Source organism: Marinomonas sp. 63XJN7_9_ISO-PGPR-S23-217 (assembly GCF_056173515.1).
On the sequence record NZ_CM149678.1, the window covers coordinates 5,080,721 to 5,100,000 of the forward strand.

13 protein-coding genes, 2 rRNA genes and 1 pseudogene (1 of these 16 cut by a window edge) are annotated in these 19,280 nt (G+C 46.2%); 4 read left to right on the forward strand and 12 right to left on the reverse strand.

Annotation, left to right across the window (positions count from 1 at the left end; all coding sequences use genetic code 11):
* Positions 1–66 precede the first annotated feature (66 nt).
* The 5 genes from AC0VYI_RS23565 to AC0VYI_RS23585 all read right to left on the reverse strand — a co-directional run bounded on the left by AC0VYI_RS23565 (position 67) and on the right by AC0VYI_RS23585 (position 6,538).
* A complete protein-coding gene (locus AC0VYI_RS23565) occupies positions 67–861 on the reverse strand; it encodes an ATP-binding cassette domain-containing protein (protein ID WP_199478107.1) in 795 nt (264 codons plus the stop codon).
* Positions 861–1,943, reverse strand: coding sequence for an ABC transporter permease (locus AC0VYI_RS23570; protein WP_199478106.1), 1,083 nt, complete (start codon positions 1,941–1,943; stop codon positions 861–863). The genes AC0VYI_RS23565 and AC0VYI_RS23570 overlap by 1 nt, the downstream gene beginning before the upstream one ends.
* 129 nt (positions 1,944–2,072) lie before the next feature.
* Positions 2,073–3,092 carry a substrate-binding domain-containing protein gene (locus AC0VYI_RS23575; protein WP_475446005.1) on the reverse strand — a complete coding sequence of 340 codons (1,020 nt, stop codon included), beginning with the start codon at positions 3,090–3,092 and terminating at the stop codon, positions 2,073–2,075.
* Positions 3,093–3,251: 159 nt separating this feature from the next.
* Positions 3,252–5,786, reverse strand: coding sequence for a PAS-domain containing protein (locus AC0VYI_RS23580; RefSeq protein WP_475446006.1), 2,535 nt, complete (start codon positions 5,784–5,786; stop codon positions 3,252–3,254).
* Positions 5,787–5,800: 14 nt separating this feature from the next.
* A complete protein-coding gene (locus tag AC0VYI_RS23585) occupies positions 5,801–6,538 on the reverse strand; it encodes a response regulator (protein WP_199478103.1) in 738 nt (245 codons plus the stop codon).
* Between the two features lie 147 nt (positions 6,539–6,685).
* On the opposite strand from AC0VYI_RS23585, the gene AC0VYI_RS23590 reads away from it, so the two are divergent.
* From AC0VYI_RS23590 to AC0VYI_RS23600, 3 genes and pseudogenes are all read left to right on the forward strand, one after another.
* A complete protein-coding gene (locus tag AC0VYI_RS23590) occupies positions 6,686–6,985 on the forward strand; it encodes a 2Fe-2S iron-sulfur cluster-binding protein (protein ID WP_199478102.1) in 300 nt (99 codons plus the stop codon).
* Between the two features lie 30 nt (positions 6,986–7,015).
* Positions 7,016–9,568, forward strand: a pseudogene (gene hrpB / locus AC0VYI_RS23595) (ATP-dependent helicase HrpB); the annotation flags it as partial.
* 314 nt (positions 9,569–9,882) lie between these two features.
* Complete coding sequence (locus tag AC0VYI_RS23600; RefSeq protein ID WP_475446008.1) at positions 9,883–11,406, forward strand: hypothetical protein; 1,524 nt, start codon at positions 9,883–9,885, stop codon at positions 11,404–11,406.
* A gap of 102 nt (positions 11,407–11,508) precedes the next feature.
* On the opposite strand, the gene AC0VYI_RS23605 is transcribed toward AC0VYI_RS23600, so the two are convergent.
* The 4 genes from AC0VYI_RS23605 to AC0VYI_RS23620 all read right to left on the reverse strand — a co-directional run bounded on the left by AC0VYI_RS23605 (position 11,509) and on the right by AC0VYI_RS23620 (position 16,213).
* Positions 11,509–11,901 (reverse strand): Zn-ribbon domain-containing OB-fold protein, encoded by a 393-nt coding sequence (locus AC0VYI_RS23605; protein ID WP_475446010.1) that lies wholly within the window; start codon positions 11,899–11,901, stop codon positions 11,509–11,511.
* Between the two features lie 2 nt (positions 11,902–11,903).
* Complete coding sequence (locus AC0VYI_RS23610; protein WP_475446012.1) at positions 11,904–13,091, reverse strand: thiolase domain-containing protein; 1,188 nt, start codon at positions 13,089–13,091, stop codon at positions 11,904–11,906.
* Positions 13,092–13,193: 102 nt separating this feature from the next.
* Positions 13,194–15,359 carry an acetate--CoA ligase family protein gene (locus tag AC0VYI_RS23615; protein ID WP_475446014.1) on the reverse strand — a complete coding sequence of 722 codons (2,166 nt, stop codon included), beginning with the start codon at positions 15,357–15,359 and terminating at the stop codon, positions 13,194–13,196.
* 62 nt (positions 15,360–15,421) lie between these two features.
* Complete coding sequence (locus tag AC0VYI_RS23620) at positions 15,422–16,213, reverse strand: crotonase/enoyl-CoA hydratase family protein (protein ID WP_475446016.1); 792 nt, start codon at positions 16,211–16,213, stop codon at positions 15,422–15,424.
* A gap of 268 nt (positions 16,214–16,481) precedes the next feature.
* Between AC0VYI_RS23620 and AC0VYI_RS23625 the strand changes: the two genes are divergently transcribed.
* Complete coding sequence (locus AC0VYI_RS23625; RefSeq protein ID WP_475446018.1) at positions 16,482–16,994, forward strand: MarR family winged helix-turn-helix transcriptional regulator; 513 nt, start codon at positions 16,482–16,484, stop codon at positions 16,992–16,994.
* 431 nt (positions 16,995–17,425) lie between these two features.
* Here AC0VYI_RS23625 and rrf read toward each other — a convergent pair.
* The 3 genes from rrf to AC0VYI_RS23640 form a co-directional block, all read right to left on the reverse strand.
* Positions 17,426–17,540, reverse strand: a 5S ribosomal RNA gene (gene rrf, locus AC0VYI_RS23630).
* 74 nt (positions 17,541–17,614) lie between these two features.
* The gene (locus AC0VYI_RS23635; RefSeq protein WP_475446020.1) at positions 17,615–17,821 is read right to left on the reverse strand and encodes a hypothetical protein; all 207 of its coding nucleotides are present in this window, start codon (positions 17,819–17,821) and stop codon (positions 17,615–17,617) included.
* Between the two features lie 108 nt (positions 17,822–17,929).
* Positions 17,930–19,280 (reverse strand): 23S ribosomal RNA (locus AC0VYI_RS23640) (it continues 1,543 nt past the right edge of the window).

Sequence of the window (19,280 nt, forward strand, 5' to 3'; positions counted from 1 at the left end):
GAAAGCCGTTTTTCCATTGAGCAACACAGAAGACATAGACGCTCTGTGTGTATCTATGAATAAACATTAAGCGGCTTGTGGGTCGCTTTTTACCTCTAACGCTCCCGTCATAATGGCTACCGCCTCAGACATAGAGTGAGATTGCGGCGTGATGACAGCAGCACGTCTACCCAAGCGGTGAATATGAATACGATCCGCTACTTCAAAAACGTGAGGCATGTTATGGCTGATCAAAATAATTGGCAAGCCTCGGTCTCGAACTTCCTTGATCAAATTCAAAACCCGACGCGATTCTTTCACACCTAATGCGGCGGTAGGCTCATCCATGATCACGACTTTGGTTCCAAATAAGGCTGAGCGCGCCACAGCCACCCCTTGGCGCTGACCTCCCGACAAAGACTCCACCGCTTGGCTAATGTTTTGAATGGTCATTAAACCGAGCTCTGTCATTTTGTCTTTGGCTTTTTGTTCCATGGCTTTCTTATCTAACATACGGAAAACCGAGCCTAAGATTCCGGGTTTGCGAATTTCGCGTCCCAGAAATAGGTTATCCGCAATGTTGAGCGCTGGGGAAACCGCCAAATTTTGATAGACCGTTTCAATGCCCAAAGCACGTGCTTCCATCGGCGAACTAAAGTTTACTGGCTGACCATCCAGTAGAATCTCCCCTTCATCTGGCACTAGAGCACCAGATAAGGCCTTAATCAAGGAAGATTTACCCGCACCATTGTCGCCAATAATCGCTAAGATCTCGCCCGGATATAACTCAAAATCCGCATGGTCAATGGCCGTTACACTGCCGTAACGTTTCACTAAACTCTTGGTTTGCAGAATCGGGGTTTGGTTTGTATTGGTTGTCATTATGCTGTTCCTTTTCTGATCCACTGGTCAACACCGACGGCAACAATAATCAAGATACCAACAGTGAACTCTTGCCAAAGTACATCAACACCGGCTAGGGCTAAGCCATTGCGGAAAATGCCCACAACCAATGCGCCAATTAACGTGCCGAAGATTGAACCTCGCCCACCAAACAAACTACAACCGCCAATTACCACAGCAGTAATACTGTCTAAGTTCGTAGTATAACCAGCCTGAGGACTGATGGAACCGATACGACCAATCAATACCCAAGCACCCAATGCACAAACAATCCCCGCTAAAATATACACAGAGAGCAAAATACGGTCGGTACGAATACCGGCTAACTTCGCCGCCGCTGGATCATCACCCGTGGCATAAACATGTCGCCCCCATGCGGTCCAGTTCAAGGCGTACCAAATCACCACAAACATCGCCAACATTAACAAGGAACCGTAGGTTAACTGAGCACCAAACACATCAATCGTGTTGCCTAACCATTGTAAAAGCGGAGCGGTATTCGAGATGTCTTCTGCTCTAATGGTCTCACTATTGGAGTACCATAAATTCAACGCGAAGAAGACGTTCCACGTGCCCAATGTAGCAATAAAAGGTGGCAATTTCAGACGTGTAATTAATGAACCATTAATAAAACCGGCGACAGCACCAACGGCGATTCCCACACATAATGCCAACCAAGGATCAAGACCATAATCGATCGCCATACGGCCCATTACCACGGATGCCAATACCATAATGGCACCCACAGACAAGTCGATCCCTGCGGTTAAAATAATCAGCGTTTGAGCAATCCCTACCATGCCGATGATGGTCACCTGTTGTAACACCAACGACAAGTTAAAAGCCGATAAAAAACGGCCGCCAACAATCAGGCTAAAGCAGAAAATAGCCAGTAACAATACAATACTGGGGGCAGCAACTGGGTAATGATGAAGAAACTTTTTAAAACGCTGCACAAGCGTTTCTTTATGCTCAAAACGGGCCTCGTAAACCTGAGCTTGATCTGCCACTTTATCGTGATCAAGCACTGCTGTTGAGTTTTTTTGTTCGGTTGAACTCATAGAGTCACTCCAAGAAGGAAAACAACCACTGACAAAAATCCCCCGCCAGCGGTAAAAACATAGCTTTCTAAATCGTTTGGACTAGACGACTTGCCTGTCATCCATTGTCATAACAGGCAAGTGTTGATATTAACCCCAGCACATCGCCAAACCTGTTTTCGCCGTGACAGATTTCACGCCTTTGACAGGTTCATTAGTGATCAACTGAACACCTGTGTTGAAGTAATCCAAGCCTTTCGTCGCTGTAGGACGAGTACCTGTTTTGGCAAATTCTGAAATGGCATCTACGCCATCAATCGCCATTTTGATAGGGAATTGCATTGCGGTTGCATCTAAGATGCCTTCTTGAATGTTTTTCACACCTGGGCAGCCACCATCAATGGACACAATCATCACTTTTTTCTCTAAACCAAAAGATTTAAGTGCTTGATAGGCCCCTGCTGCTGCTGGTTCGTTGATGGTGTAAACCAAGTTGATACTTGGATCTTTTTGCAACAGGTTTTCCATGGCACGACGGCCACCTTCAGCGGAACCTTGAGTTACATCATGACCTACAATACGCGGATCGGTTTCATCACCGATACGGTTGGGGTTTTTGATATCAATACCGAAACCTTTTAAGAAACCTTGGTCACGAGCGACATCAACGGTCACTTGGCTGGTACTCAGATCTAACATGGCAATTTTAGCGTCTTTTGCTTTAGCGCCCATTTTTTCTCTTGCCCATTTACCAATCAATTCACCCGCTTGGAAGTTATTGGTGGCAAATGTCATGTCAGCGGCACTCACTGGGTTAAATTTGGTATCTAAAGCAATGACCAATAAACCCGCCTTACGTGCCTTTTCAACCGTAGGAACAATCGCTGCTGGATCACTTGGAGTAATCAAAATACCCTTAGCGCCCGCCGCAATTAAATTCTCAATAGCATCGACTTGGGATTGATTATCTCCGTCATAACGACCAGAAAATGTACGCAAATCAAGACCAAGCTTTTTCGCTTCTTTTTCTGCACCTTGCTTCATGGTAACAAAATAGGGGTTGGTATTGGTCTTAGTGATTAGACCGATGATAGGTTCATCTGCCAGAGCGACAGTCGAGAGAGAGCCAGCGGCGACTAGGCAAGCTAGTTTACGGTAAGGAAATTTCATTGTATTGGTAACTCCAGTTTTGTTTTTATTATCAGCAGAGACGCTGTTGAATCAGACCCGAGTTCAATCTGTTGGAGATCTGCTTCTAGGCGCACTTTGCAGTATAAAAGCTAATGGAAAATTTCACCGGAAATTTTTTTTTGTAATATTTGTAACTTTTTAGCGATCTATATAAAAAATTTCAAATAACTCTTTGATATTAAAGGGTTTTGAAATAAACAAATCGGATTCATTAAGTGCGTATTTTTTTCTTATTTCATCGTAAGGTAGGCCAGACATGATCACAACGGGGCCATGAAAGAGTACATTTGACGTCTTATCACTCATCTGACTCGGTTTTAAACTGTGCGCAAGCTCCACCCCATTCATCGTCCCTGCCAAGTTAACATCCGACACAATCACATCCGGTAACATGGCTTGTTTTAACGCGCTCAGTACTGCTTCAGCACGATCAAAGCACTGCACAATAAAGCCCATTTTTTGTAACTGTTCACGCATAGCGCTTTGCACTTCCATATCGTCTTCCACCAGCCACAACAAGCTATCGGCAGGTAACGGAATGGCCTTATGACGTTCAATAGTGACGTTAGGCTCTGCCTCCTTACCACGAACTTGTTCAGGTAAAAACAAACACACTCGAGTCCATTTACCCGGCTCAGATGTCACTTTGATCTCCCCTCCACTTTGCTTCACAAACCCATAAATCATACTTAGGCCAAGGCCACTGCCTTTACCTACGGGTTTCGTGGTAAAAAAGGGCTCAAATATACGCCCTAGCACGTCTTCTGAAATGCCTTCACCAGAATCTTCTACCTTGATACGAATACCGGGCTTCGTACTGTCTGGCAACATGGCATATTTGGTTGAAAAGGATAAATGACCACCGTCCGGCATAGCCCCAGCACTATTTAAGGCAAGATTAAGCAAGGCATTTTCTAGCTGAGAAGGGTCTATCAGGCTCACAAAGTCTGGACACCCTAAATGACAAGACACACTAATATGGGAACCCACACTGTATTCCACTAAATCCAGCATGCCCTCAATAAGGTCATCGATTTTGGTGGGAACCGGAAACAATTGCTGACGACGGCTAAAGGCCAACAAACGCTGTACCAAATTACTGCTTTTCTCTGACACCGCCAAGGCTCGCTCAATATATCGCGTTTGATCTGCCGTTTGTGGGGAAGAGTCGGATAACATCTGCAGATTTCCCATGATGGCCGCTAACAGATTGTTGAAATCATGGGCAACCCCTCCCGTCAGCTGGCCCAGCATTTCCATTTTCTGCGCCTGACGAAGCTGGCTTTCCACACTTTTACGGTCCGTTAAATCCGTATACAGGGTCACAAAGCCCCCTTCTGGCATGGGTTTGGAGCGAAACTCAATGATTTTGCCCGAATCAAAATGACGCTCAAAACTTTGACTGCGCAAATGACGGGAAATATTTATTTCGTCCATATGAACCTGCTGATTTTCTAAATTCAGCGTTTTTTGCTGGCCCTTGTTAATTAACGATTGAACCTTTTCAATGGACATCCCCGCCTTTAACTCATCAGGAGATAGGTCAAACAAGGTTTCATAACTGGGATTCCAAGCAACCAATTCTCCTTTGCCCGAAAACACACTCAGCCCATCGTTCATATTATCGAAAATGGTTTCCAACAATTTTTTCTGGGCCGATAATTCCGCAGTCACTTCCACTCGTCTTATTGCGTCATAACGAAACACTTCAAACGCATCGGCCAAGGTACCAATTTCATCATTACGTTTAATCTTCGGACGATCTGAGTCCATATGCCCCATCGACAACTCTTCCATGTCTTTGGTCACCGCTTGCAAATCCCTCGTCATACGCTGGCTCTGCCAATATAAACGAATCAGACCAATCATCAAAAAGATGGAAATACCAAAAATCCAATGCTGACCATTAGACACATATTTCGACACGGCCTCTCTCTGACGGGCCACTTTCTTTTGCAATGCGCCAACAAACTGACTCACCTGTGCACTAAGCTCTTCTGACTTGGCGCGAATCAAGGTCAGTAGATATTGTTTTCGTAACTGGATTTTTGCTAAGCGACGGTGGGCTTTCAATAAGGCGCTGGCAATATTTTGTGCCTCTTTGCCTTTTGTATTGAGCGTCAACTGGGTCACAATACTGTCAGGCACCACATGCGGAGATTCCAAGAGTTTTAATAACCAATCCAAGCCTTGTTGGGCGCTGATGACGTGAGTCGTATCATTATCAGGCTTGATTTGACGAATTTTAAACTGCAATGCATAGCTGTCTTCGCGAATATATAACTCCTCACGAACCAGAGATACCAATTCCTCTAAAGTCTTTTGCAAATCATCCAAGCGACCATTGACGGTGTCCCGAAAGGCCGGATCCGTCAAACTATTGGCAACGCTTCGTAGCGCCGCAATACTCCGATTGATACGTTGAGATTCCGCCTGTAATTGAAAAGGTCGTCCTGAGCCTGCCGTATAAGGTGCCGTCGCCGCTAATTGCGCGACTCCTTCGGCCAACGTCAGAGAGGTACTGATTTCAGGTAAGGTCTGAGCTTCGAATTCAGAAAGCGAGTCTTCACTCACTCGCATAGATTGCCAACCAATGCCTACCATACAAAATGCGACAACACTCACCGTCAGAATGGCGAAGGAGACTTTTTGACGAATGCTGATAAAGCGCATTTAGTTTTTCCACTCTAGTTTTTACGAACTGGCCCTTGGAAAAAATACCCCAGCCCACGCTGCGTTTTAATAAATTGCGGGGTTTTAGGGTTACTTTCAATTTTACGGCGCAATCTTAAAATCAAAACATCGACGGTGCGGTCAAAGACTTCCGCTTCCAAACCACGACTTTGATCAATTAACTGTTCCCGTGAAAAAATACGGTCAGGGTGATGAACCAACACTTCTAATAAAGAGAATTCCCCCAGTGTCAGTACCACTTGTTCACCCTCCTGGTTCATTAATTGACGGGCCGTCAGGTCTAACACCCAGTTACCAAAGTATAAACACTCATGAGGGTCTTCAAGGGTATTTAGCACAGGCGCTGGTGCCAGTTGTATCGCACGTCGCAGCAAAGCATGTATTCGGGCCATCAGTTCCCGTAGATTAAACGGCTTCATCATGTAATCGTCTGCGGCTAATTCCAGCCCCAAAATACGATCCGTTTCATCGCCTTTCCCTGTTAACATCATGATAGGCATCGTAAAAAGGTTACGAACATCTCGCGCTAAATGTAATCCGTCTTCTTCACGGAGATACAAATCCATCAAGATGAGATCGACCTGTGTTCGCTCTAAATGCGCCCACATTTGTGCACCACTGTCCGCTTCTAAGACTTGGTAACCTTTTTGCGACAGTACATCACACAACAACTGACGAATATCTTGGTCATCATCAACGATCAGTAAGGTTTTTTTATTTGGCTCGATCATCGTTACGAGTTTAATCCTATGTCTCTAATTAGGCGTTTTCGTTTTACCATTCAAAATTAAGTGATTTGGTAAGATTAGAAGAGAAAAACCAACTTAGAATGTATCATGCTAAAATCCGTCCCATATTAACAGCTGCTGACCTCGAATATGAATAATAAACGCATTTCTCTGCAACAAGAGACCTCTGAACATCATTTTTACGCTGCAGAGGAATCTATTATTCTAGAAGTCTTAATTCGTCATTGCGTGCCCATTAAACACGCTTGCCAAAATGGCACTTGTGGCATTTGTCTCACGCCTTTAATCACTGGCGAAATAGACTATGGCCCACGCCAGCCAAGAGGCCTGAGTGACAAAGAACAAGCGACAGGGTATTTTTTACCTTGTATTGCCAAATGCAAAACCGATATTCGCATCGGCCCTCCGAAAGTCAAGGTTCACCGATAAAGCCGAAACGTTAATCATCGACACAGCCAAAAAGAGTCTGTTATGTCCATCGCACTGCCCATTTACAATCTGATACCAGCTCTTAAACAACAACTGAACACGGCCCATGAGGCCATTTTAGAAGCGGCTCCAGGGGCGGGGAAAACCACTGTTGTGCCACTGGAGCTGATGAACGAAGCTTGGCTTGATGGCAAACAGATCATCATGCTCGAACCAAGACGCCTAGCCGCAAAAGCCGCTGCCAAACGCCTCGCCGACTCCTTAAACGAACCATTGGGTCAGCGCATCGGCTATCGTATTCGTCACGAAGGCGCAAAAAGCCAAAACACGCAGGTATTGGTTGTCACCGAAGGCGTGCTAACACGTATGCTGCAGGACGACCCGAGCCTTGCCTCCGTCGCGCTCGTCATTTTTGATGAATTCCACGAACGCAATATCCACTCAGACCTCGCTCTCGCCTTGTGTTTGCAGGCCAGAGAACTGTTTCGTGACGATACCCCACTAAAACTGCTTATCATGTCTGCCACGTTAGACACCGCCATATTAGAAGAGCGCCTCGGCTGTAAAAGCTTAGTGAGCGAAGGACGAAATTTTCCGGTTGCCATTCGTTATGGCAATAAACGCTTGAAAACCCTTGAAGTAGTCGACGAGGTCGTCAGACAAACACTCCAAGCGTATCAAGAAGAAGACGGTAGCCTATTGGTTTTTTTACCAGGACAAAAAGAAATTCGTCATGTGGCAAGCCAGCTTAGCCAAGCGCTAAAACAAGATCCTCATGCGATGATTTTACCCTTGTATGGCGAGTTGAGCCTAAAGGAACAAGAGGCCGTAATTCACCCTATTGCGCCCCCCCATCGTAAAATCGTCCTAGCTACTGCCATTGCACAGACCAGCTTAACCATTGAAGGCATTCGTATTGTCATCGATTCTGGCCTAAGCCGTGAAGCCCAATTCGATGCCAATACCGCCACCACACGCTTACATACCCGTCGCGCCACGCAAGCCGAAACCACTCAACGAATGGGGCGAGCAGGGAGAAGAGAAGCAGGTATATGTTATCGCTGGTGGAGTGAAGAGCAACAACATCAACTTGCTCCCCAAGCATCACCACAAATAGAATGTGTTGACTTAAGTGCTCTCACTTTAGAGGTCGCCAAATGGGGGATACAAGATCGACTTGAACTGGCTTGGATCACCCCACCACCGCTGGGCCATTGGCAACAATCTGTCGAGTTACTGAGTACTCTAGGTGCCCTCGATCCAGACCATTTCACCCTAACGCCTCATGGGAAAGCCATGGCTCTGCTTGGTCTAACCCCTCGCCTAGCGAACCTACTCATCAAAGGCGTTCAACAAGGTCAGCCAATACTCGCCTGTCAAGTCTGCGCACTGTTGTCCGAAGGCGATCCCTTCGTCAATCAAAATAGCGATTTTTTGAGCCGCTTACAGTGGTTTAAAGGAGAGCATAACCAACCAGCTCGACGCCCCAAAAGCGTCTATCAAACCTCTTTCAAGCAATGGCAACAACGCAGTCAAGGGCTTAATCTCTCTCCCCCCATTGTTGATAGAAACACAGCGCCAGACCAAGCATTAGCCAACCTCCTAGCCTGCGCTTTTGCTGATCGACTCGCAAAGCGACTGGGCGAACAAGCGAACAGCGTGCGCTATAAACTCTCAAATGGTCGTATTGCGCTGCTGGATATAAGCGACACGAATGCAAAGGCGGATTATCTTGTCATATTGGACCTTGGCGGTCATCAGGGACTTAGTGAGGATCGTATTTTCCTAGCGCACCCATTTGATATCGAGCACTTACAGAGCGAGCACCCTAGCCTCTTCTCTCAGCAGGATCATGTAGCTTGGTCTAAAAAAGACAATCGATTAATTTACGAGTCACAAACCTGGTTAGGTAAACTCTGCGTCCATCGTAGGCAAGCCAGTAAACCATCGGATGATGCCATCCGCTCCGCCATGTGCACTTATATTCGTCGTGAAGGCATCGACGCGCTGCCTTGGGACGATAACAGCTCACAACTCAAGGCCAGACTCGCCTTTGCCCACCAGCAAGACACCAATTTTCTCACCAGCCAACGAGAAAGCTGGCCCGATATGTCGGATGAGGCCTTGCTAAAATCATTGGAAAGTTGGTTAGGACCCTACCTTGGCAACATCACGAATCAAGCACAGCTCAACAAACTCAACTTAAAACAAATCCTCCTAGATAGCTTACCCTGGGAATTACAACAGCGTCTTAACGATAAAGTACCAGAGCGATTATGCGTTGCCTCAGGCAGCCATCATAAAGTGGATTATTCGCAGCCTACGCCAACACTGCGAGTCAAACTACAGGAAATGTTTGGCACCATGCAAAACCCAACCATCTTAGGTATGAGCGTCAAAATAGAGCTGCTCTCCCCTGCACAACGCCCACTGGCGGTTACCCAAGATCTGCCCTTCTTCTGGAAAGAAGCTTATCCAGACGTTAAAAAAGAAATGCGCGGACGCTATCCAAAGCATCCTTGGCCAGACGATCCGATGAGCGCCATCGCCACAGCAAAAACAAAACGAGCCTTAGAGCGATAGCCTTTCTTCCATGAGCGTGACGGATTGGTTCCCCAAGACGGTCCGTTACCCTGCAGCATTATTAAGCCTACCTACCATTATGAATGGGACTCTAAATGGTCTAGTTTTTGATCACTTTCATGTCTTTTTCTATACAAAAATTTACATAAAATAAGAACTTTGTAAATTGATATGATTTATTAGACATATTCTTTGCTTATAATGAGCAATATTTTACGTAATCAACCAATGAAGCCCCTCTTAAGAAAAGCAAAACTATCATTTGTTGATGGGATAGCTGATCAATAAGAACCATCACTCATAGCGGATAGTTTATGGAATCCAATACAAAGCTTTCGAACGACAAGTTGTTTAAAATAGGTGTCAGACTGGTTAAAATCGCGTGGGGTGTGGAAATACTTGCGGTTAGTATCGGTTTTCTTATCTCTATCATCGTCTCTTTTTCTGTGTATGCTCAACTCGATAAAACAGACAGAGCACTCGATTTCGGTGACTATAGCAATATTCTGGTTGCCGCCTTACCTTTTGTCCTTGTTGCGGTCGTTGAAGCCTCCAAAATACCAATGGCCACCGCATTAATGTACGCCAAACATACGGCTTGGCGTATTCTGTTTTTCGTTGTTCTTGTTATGCTAGCCACCATTACTTTTGAAACCATGCTTAATGGTTTTGAACGTAACTTCTCCGGCCTTAATATTGCGATTGATGATCGAAAAGATGCCGCCTTACTGCTGCAGAACAAAATTGACGTTCTGAATCGCCGTAAGCAAGACATTGATATCATCGATCCACAAAAAGTCGATTCGGATTATCAAAAAAACATCCAAAGAGCCAATGCTGCCTATTACCACTCTTTGGAAAAAGAGCGTGAGTACATCAATCACGAAATTGCCAAACTCAGTTCTAATAACCAGTTAATCCAACAGTATCAAGCGGATATTAACGATCTTAACAAGAAAGAAAGTGAAATATACGATGCTTGGGATAAGGAGCGGAACAGATTAAAAACACGCTACTACGGTCGATTAAATAATTATGTTGAAGGTTCTGAGAGCGATAAGAAAAAGTTGCAAAGAGAACTGGACCAGTTAAAAGCCGAACAAAAGAAGGCTCTTGACGATGCCAACTTTTTCACTCGCCCTTCCGTTGAGAAAAAATACAGTAAACTGATTTCCGAAAAAGAAGACCGTTTATACAAAATTGATGATCGAATTAATGGCGATGATGGCCTAAATACACAAAACCAAAGTGAGCAACAACTGCAAGCTCAATTACAAGCCTTAGCGGATGATTATCAGAATCGCATCAAGTTAGGTCGAGCTCGTATGGCCTACCTGGAAGGACAAATAGCGGCTCAGACAAAAGACATGAAAACAAAGCAACTCAATTATCGCAATGGCTATAATGAGTTTGCTCAACAAGCAAGCCAAAACCGTAATAGTGTTGTATCGCGGGCCGCGAAAGAAAAAGCGAAACTACTAGACCAATATGATGAGATTCAAGTGGAAGTCAAAGCCATCGATAATGAGGTTTATGGTATTCAGCAAAAACAAACCATTATTAAAAACGAAGTGAATCGTTTGGTAAACCAAAACCAGTTCTATCGCCTTGCGGCTTATATTACCAATAAAAAAGAAGCCATTGACGTCCCCAAATCAACCGTTGGCTTAGTGGCCTTGATTTGGTATTCATCGTTGGCGTTCATTAGTGCGGTGACAGGTGTGTTACTTGCTATTGCAGGGCTTTATATACAGCGTATCTATGCCAAAAATGAAGATGTTGATACCTCGGCTCGCCCTCCCGCGCCCAGTATTCATCACAGTACACCAAACGAATAAGCCTGCTACGAGCAAAGAACCAGCGACAATACTCGCTGGTTCTTTGGGAAGCAGACAAATACTCGCCACTTCAGCATACCATTCGTGTCGACTCCCCCACATCTAATGAAATTCGGGGGTAAACACAGGAACCTTCTGACCATTGTCACTTGCAACAAACACCACTTTTACTGACTGTCCGATTTTAATCTGATTAAAATCATCAGTAATTATATTGGTGAGTATGATAGGCCCTTCTTCCAGCTCAACATAGGCAATGCAATAAGCGGGCGTTGCTCGAGTCATGACGCTATAAGAGTAAATCACCCCTTTACCACTGGCTTCGAACCACTCACAATGACTTCGCCCAGAAAACGGGCTGTGCTCTCGCGGATAAAAAAACGCCTTGCCCGTATCCAGACAGCGCTGAATCATTAGCTTGTTTTCATTGGCAGCCTGCCAAAAAGTCTGAGTCTCTGGCCACGGTTGCGGTGATGTAGGAATACGATGTTCCATAATCAGCCCTCTCTTTCTAGAATTAACGTGGCACTGCCATGACGTGCCCCCAGTTGCCCACCCGTGCCATGCACTAATGCTAGAGTACAATTGTCCACCTGTACGGCAGGATGAGCTTCACCACGCAGCTGACGCATGGCCTCAATCAGTTTTGTCATCCCCCCACGATTTCCCGGATGATTGTTACATAACCCTCCACCATCGGTATTAAACGGCAAGCGCCCTACCCCTGAGATCAAGCCGCCATCGGCGACAAAACGCCCCCCTTGACCAGGCTCACAAAAACCAAGATTTTCCAGTTGAATCAAGACGGTAATCGTAAAACTGTCGTACAAAGAGGCATACTGAATGTCCTGAGGTGTCACACCGGCTTCAGCAAACGCTTCTTTACCCGTTTGCACGGCACCGGACTCAAGGATATTGAAGTAACCGCCGTTAAGATGTTTCACCGTAAAGCCCGATCCAATGGGTCGAATCAACGGACGCTTAAGCTGACGAGCAACATCGGGATGGGCGATCACCAATGCCCCACCACCATCACTTATCACACAACAGTCCAAGCGATGCAGTGGTGTCGAGACAATCGGCGAGGCAATCACCTCCTCAACTGTAACAACTTTAGGCAGCATCGCATTAGGGTTATGTTGAGCATGGTGGGATGCTGCCACCTTAATCCAAGCCAACTGTTCGGAGGTTGTGCCATATTCGTACATATGACGCACGGCACACATCCCATACATATTGGTGACCACTGGGCCGTATGGCAACTCGAACGGAGATTCCGCTGTTGATTGTGCCTGTTTGAGATGGCTCTCGACGGGGGAAAACTTTTCCGCTCTTGGCCGACCCGCTTGGGTAATCAGAGCAACGCGGCATTTACCCGCCTGGATGGCTTGGACAGCGTGCTCCACATGATTGATATAAGACGACCCCCACGTTTCAGAAGTATCGAAATGGCGTAATTTCAACCCCAAATATTCGACCACGGACAATGGACCAACGCCAGGAGACTCCCAACCAGGCACATCCCCCGCACAGAAATAACCATCCACATCATCGACCGTCAAACCTGCATCCTGCAAAGCTCCCAGTGCCACGTCAGCATGTAGCTGACCCAGCGATCTATCCACGGCATGGCGTGTTGGATGTTCGTAAGCGCCCACCACATAGGCTTGCCCTTTAAGCCCCATGATGTTTCTCCTCATAAAAATAGTATAAGTATGTGCTGCTTACGGCTATTCAGTTCTAACTAAACAGCGTAAACCGCTCAGCGTAGCAACTCTTATCGAGGCTTAATCAATGACCATAAGCACATCTTGAGCAACGACGCCCTTACCTTTCTCAAACGCCACCAATGGGTTAATGTCGATTTCAGTGATCTCTGGACACTCGCTCATGAGTTGGCCCACTGTCGCCACCACATCAGCCACTGCCTCCAGATCAACGGCGGGCTCACCACGGAATCCATTGAGCAGTTTCTTGCTTTTTAGACTATTTAACTTGGCGATAATGGCTTCTTTTGGTAATTGAGGCGGCATCAATTGCACATCACCCAATACTTCCACCCAAACACCACCCAAACCAACCATGAGGATAGGCCCCCATTGCGGATCACGATTTGCTCCTACCAACAGTTCAAGACCTTTTTGACCCATTTTCTCTACCAACACACCATCCAACGTTAAATCTGGTCGCACTTTATGAACATTGTCATGAAGTTTGCTCCAAGCAACGCGTAATGCGCCTTCATCCTTAATGTTTAGTAAGACACCACCAGCATCACTTTTATGAGTCAGATCGGCAGACTGAGCCTTAATCACCACGGGATAGCCGATTTCATTAGCGATATGGATGGCTTCATCAAGCGTCGTCGCGAGCGATCCGGTTGGTGTAGGAATAGACAATTGCTCAAGAATTTTCTTGCCAACCCACTCAGGTTGCGTCCCTTTATTCAGGGTTAAGCTAGCAATGGCCTCTTTCTTGTCCAAGGTATTCTGTTGCTGTTGCAGCGCCTGTTGACGACCAAAACGGGTGACATTGGCTAAGGCGCGCATGGCACGCTCAGGAGAGCGCATGATAATGGCGCGGTGTTTACGCGCTTCTTCAATAAATTCTGGTGACAATGGTACATCTTCGTTTTGCATCACATAGATAGCGGGCTTATTACTGCCTTTAGTCGCTTCAAGGTAATAGCCTAACCACACAAGAGACGCTTCCTTAGTTGGCAAAGGCATAGAGACCAAAACACTGCCAATGGATGGATCCGCCAGCAATGCCTTCACGCCCTTTTCAATCAAATCCGGCTGATAACTCGATAATGTTCCTAAGTCCAGAGGATTACGAGGAGGTAAAAATTCGGGTAAATGCTCTTTCAGTGCCTTGACTTGCTCTGCTGATAATGGCGGCATTTCTAAATTGAGCTGTTCAATATAGTCCTGAGCTAAACCACAAATGGCACCAGAGGCGGTGACTAAACCTAGTCCGCCGTCTGGCGCAATCGGATAGCGTAATAGCAGCTGCGTGGTATCGATCGCTTCTTCCAAGCTATTTGCGATGGTTACACCAGAATACTCTGTTATCAACTGCATGGCAGCGTGGTTACCAGAAAGTGCCCCTGTATGTGACTTAGCCGCTTCTTGGGAACGCTCGCTTCGCCCTGAATGCAATAGAACGACACCTTTACCGTGGTGACGGGCTTCCTTCACGGCATCAATAAATTCACTAGCAGAGCGAATTTGCTCTGCGTACACGACAATGGCCCCTGTATACTCATCCGTCGCATAATAACGGATCATATCAGACAGGCCAGTCTGTGCTTCATTCCCCGTGGTCACCATATAAGAAAGAGGTACACCACGCGCTTTCAGTGATGCCGCGATATGAGCACCAATACCACCACTTTGTGCTACCACCGCCACTGCTGGCCCATTATTAGGATCAAGACGAGTCGGTAACTCCAACTCCACCATCATGACATAGAAACCATTAACGTAGTTGAAATAACCCACGGTATTAGGACCCAGCAGAGACATATTGCCCGAGTTCGCGATGTCAGCCATCTCAAGCTGCAAATGACGACCCTCTTGACCCATTTCAGCAAAACCAGATGCAAAACACACCGCACTGCGCACGCCTCGGGAGACACATGCTTTAATCGAATCCAGTACAGCGGACGACGGCAACATTAAAATGACCAATTCGATCCCTTCGGGCAACTGAGCGATTTCCGTCAGGACCTGACGACCATCAATCTGCCCCCCGCTGCGACCTACCAGGTAAATTTCTCCATTGAACCCACCGTCTAACAAATTGTTCAGAACCACTCTACCTGCGGAACCCGGTTTGCTAGACATGCCAACAATGGCAACGGTTTTGGGATTAAGAATCGGACGAATGTCCTTGCTAAATTGGCTTTCGGTAGACGAACTGGCATCGCCTTCATGATTAAATGTACTCATAACAACCTCTTATTTTTATAATTAAAGTGTCTTTGCTAAAAGTAAAATTAACGGGGCTATCATTAATCAGGCGTGATTTTATTCGCCCGTTTTTGTAAAAATGCGTTTACTCGATCTTTTGCTTCTGGAGCATCTTGTGTAATAGCGGCCATCAAAGATTCAGTCATCAAGCCATGGGACATGGGCTGTTCCGCAATCAAAGGTAATGCCTTAAGAATGGCGAAATTAGACATGGGTAAGTTACTGGCAACTTTCTCCGCCAACTCCCTAGCTTTACGCATCCCTTCGCCTTTTTTCACTACGTAATGAGCAAGGCCTATTTGATGGGCTTCTGTTGCATCAACAACGTGGCCTGTTAGCATCATTTCAGCAACACGAGAAAAGCCAATCAGCTTCGCAATCCGAACCGAGCCTCCACCGCCTAGGAAAATTCCCCGCTGTCCTTCTGGCAAGCCGAAATAGGCATCACTTTCAGCAATGCGGACGTGAAGGGCCGAGGCTAATTCTAGACCACCGCCAACCACCGCCCCCTGCATTACCACAATCACAGGAACTCGACCAAATTGTATTTTGCCAAAGGCCTCATACCACAACATAGAACCTTCAATGTTTTCAGAAGAGGAAGACTCCTTTAGTTCTGACAGATCCAACCCCGCACTGAAATGCTCACCAGCACCGGACAGAATCACGGCTCTAACGCTCTTAGGTAAGGACGAGAATACATCCATTAATTCCTCAACCATCACCATACTCAGCGCATTACGCTTTTCAGGTCGGTTAAGCGTCACTATAGCAATGGCTCCTTCAATGGAGAGCGTCACAAGTGGCGCACTACTAGTATCAAGCTCTTTCATTATTTTTATCTCCTCAATACGAATCAGCACTTGTATCTGATACCGATGTTAACCCACACCAATGCATTGATCAGTGTTAGTATAAAAACACATTGTAAACCAAATATAATGTTAACCTAGTTAACATATTGTCATGATATTATGCAAACATCAAGCGGTCATAAAAAGCTTGGGCAACGACTTCACATCCCGTCTAATAGACAGACATCAGGGTTCGGCTTTGGTATATGCTTCGGCATTAAAATGAAAACAAAAGGACAAACTAGGAATGAGATCAGGCAAAAAAACGCCGAAAGATGGCCTATACAGCAATGAGATGAAAATAGATCCTCTGGACCTGGTATCTAAAGCGCTGGGATACTCAATAAAGCGCGCACAAGTACACGCATACGAACTTTTCTTTGAATTTCTTGGTGACAATGCCATCTCACCTGCTCGGATGACCGCATTATCGATAATTGGCACCCATCCAGGAATCACCCAATCCGCTTTAGCCAAAAAGCTTGGCATCAGCCGGGCTGGTATTGTCAAAGTCGTCGATTGGCTGGAATCTCTCAATTTAGTAGAGCGTCGTAGCAAACAAGGTGATCGGCGCAGCAACCTACTCTACCTAACGGACTCAGGACAAGATGAACTAAGCTGGTTAGCCGAACAGTCAAAAGAGTATGAAAAAATACTCGCTTCAAAACTCACGGACGAAGAACGCGGCCAACTTATTAGCCTACTGGAAAAAGTCACCCTGTCGCGGTGCGACAAACAAGCAACTCGTAAAACGCTCTAATAAGACCTCATTCAAGTAACAGAGAGGGCTGATTATCGGTTTTTCAGAGAAATAAACCAGCCTGTTTTGCGGACACATTCAGCCCGCGAAACAGGCCTAGGGAAATCCATAGTCTCTCTTTTTGTTAAATGGCTTGTTTTTTGGTCGAAATAAAATCATTTAATGAGAGAGAGGCATCTATTACAACACCTTGTCAGACACACTTATTGGGACGGTATGGTATGCCTTTTTACTTTTTTTGGATTTTCTGCAGACGAAAAAAAGCCCCAACAGCATAAGCTATCAGGGCTCCCTATTTAAAATCTTGATAACGACCTACTTTCACATGCTTGTCTGTTATAGAGAGCCCCACACAACTATCGGCGATGGTGATTCTCCATAACGAAAAAACCCCACCCTGCTTAGCAGGACAGGGTTTCTCTTAATTAAAATCTTGATAACGACCTACTCTCACATGGGATCTCCCACACTACCATCGGCGATGGCACTTTTCACTTCTGAGTTCGGGATGGGATCAGGTGGTTCAATGCCTCTATGATCATCAAGAAAACTGGTTTGTTTTATTAGCAACTGTCTAATAAAACCAAATTCTTAACTGCCTAATGACTTATTAGGACTTCTTAATTTAAAGCTTGATAACGACCTACTCTCACATGGCTTTCTAATTCAACCAAGCCCACACTACCATCAGCGATGGCGAGCGCCTGCGGCCAATAGAGAGTCACTTCTGAGAACGCCGTGGCGTTTATCAGGTGGTTCAATGCCTCTATGATCATCAAGAAAACTGGCTTGCGTTTGTTATGGTGGCTTTGTGTTTTCCTCTCCATAACGCGCAAATTCGTTCACTTGTCTCTTTTAACAATTCTTCTTTGAAATAGCGATAACCAAGGTCAAACCAGTGTCTATCGTAATCTGTAAAACCACTTTGGTGTTATATGGTCAAGCCTCACGAGCAATTAGTATTGGTTAGCTCAATGCCTCACAGCACTTACACACCCAACCTATCAACGTCCTCGTCTCGAACGGCTCTTTAGGGGACTTATGTCCCAGTGAGATCTTATCTTAAGGGAGGCTTCCCGCTTAGATGCTTTCAGCGGTTATCCCGTCCGAACATAGCTACCCGGCAATGCCACTGGCGTGACAACCGGAACACCAGAGGTTCGTCCACTCCGGTCCTCTCGTACTAGGAGCAGCTCCTCTCAAATCTCAAACGTCCACGGCAGATAGGGACCGAACTGTCTCACGACGTTCTAAACCCAGCTCGCGTACCACTTTAAATGGCGAACAGCCATACCCTTGGGACCGGCTTCAGCCCCAGGATGTGATGAGCCGACATCGAGGTGCCAAACACCGCCGTCGATGTGAACTCTTGGGCGGTATCAGCCTGTTATCCCCGGAGTACCTTTTATCCGTTGAGCGATGGCCCTTCCATACAGAACCACCGGATCACTAAGACCTACTTTCGTACCTGCTCGACGTGTCTGTCTCGCAGTTAAGCGTGCTTTTGCCTTTACACTCTATGCATGATTTCCGACCATGCTGAGCACACCTTCGTGCTCCTCCGTTACTCTTTGGGAGGAGACCGCCCCAGTCAAACTACCCACCACACAGTGTCCTCGATCCGGATTACGGACCTGAGTTAGAACCTCAAACATACCAGGGTGGTATTTCAAGATTGGCTCCAATAGAACTGGCGTCCTATCTTCAAAGCCTCCCACCTATCCTACACAAGTAGGTTCAAAGTTCACTGTGAAGCTATAGTAAAGGTTCACGGGGTCTTTCCGTCTAGCCGCGGATACACAGCATCTTCACTGCGATTTCAATTTCACTGAGTCTCGGGTGGAGACAGTGCCGCCATCATTACGCCATTCGTGCAGGTCGGAACTTACCCGACAAGGAATTTCGCTACCTTAGGACCGTTATAGTTACGGCCGCCGTTTACTTGGGCTTCGATCAAGAGCTTCGCTTACGCTAACCCCATCAATTAACCTTCAAGCACCGGGCAGGCGTCACACCCTATACGTCCACTTTCGTGTTTGCAGAGTGCTGTGTTTTTAATAAACAGTTGCAGCGGCCTGGTATCTTCGACCGACTAGTGCTTACGGAGCAAGTCCTTCACACCGGCCGGCGTACCTTCTCCCGAAGTTACGGTACCATTTTGCCTAGTTCCTTCACCCGAGTTCTCTCAAGCGCCTTGGTATTCTCTACCTGACCACCTGTGTCGGTTTGGGGTACGGTTCATGTATATCTGAAGCTTAGAAGTTTTTCCTGGAAGCATGGCATCAA

Excerpts from the sequence above, each read along its gene's own strand:
- AC0VYI_RS23600 (WP_475446008.1), top strand. The coding sequence starts at position 9,883 with ATGGAATCCAATACAAAGCTTTCGAACGACAAGTTGTTTAAAATAGGT.
- AC0VYI_RS23605 (WP_475446010.1), bottom strand. The coding sequence starts at position 11,901 with ATGGAACATCGTATTCCTACATCACCGCAACCGTGGCCAGAGACTCAG.
- AC0VYI_RS23625 (WP_475446018.1), top strand. The coding sequence starts at position 16,482 with ATGAGATCAGGCAAAAAAACGCCGAAAGATGGCCTATACAGCAATGAG.
- AC0VYI_RS23585 (WP_199478103.1), bottom strand. The coding sequence starts at position 6,538 with ATGATCGAGCCAAATAAAAAAACCTTACTGATCGTTGATGATGACCAA.
- AC0VYI_RS23615 (WP_475446014.1), bottom strand. The coding sequence starts at position 15,359 with ATGAGTACATTTAATCATGAAGGCGATGCCAGTTCGTCTACCGAAAGC.
- AC0VYI_RS23635 (WP_475446020.1), bottom strand. The coding sequence starts at position 17,821 with ATGGAGAGGAAAACACAAAGCCACCATAACAAACGCAAGCCAGTTTTC.
- AC0VYI_RS23610 (WP_475446012.1), bottom strand. The coding sequence starts at position 13,091 with ATGGGGCTTAAAGGGCAAGCCTATGTGGTGGGCGCTTACGAACATCCA.
- AC0VYI_RS23570 (WP_199478106.1), bottom strand. The coding sequence starts at position 1,943 with ATGAGTTCAACCGAACAAAAAAACTCAACAGCAGTGCTTGATCACGAT.
- AC0VYI_RS23590 (WP_199478102.1), top strand. The coding sequence starts at position 6,686 with ATGAATAATAAACGCATTTCTCTGCAACAAGAGACCTCTGAACATCAT.
- AC0VYI_RS23580 (WP_475446006.1), bottom strand. The coding sequence starts at position 5,786 with ATGCGCTTTATCAGCATTCGTCAAAAAGTCTCCTTCGCCATTCTGACG.
- AC0VYI_RS23575 (WP_475446005.1), bottom strand. The coding sequence starts at position 3,092 with ATGAAATTTCCTTACCGTAAACTAGCTTGCCTAGTCGCCGCTGGCTCT.
- AC0VYI_RS23565 (WP_199478107.1), bottom strand. The coding sequence starts at position 861 with ATGACAACCAATACAAACCAAACCCCGATTCTGCAAACCAAGAGTTTA.
- AC0VYI_RS23620 (WP_475446016.1), bottom strand. The coding sequence starts at position 16,213 with ATGAAAGAGCTTGATACTAGTAGTGCGCCACTTGTGACGCTCTCCATT.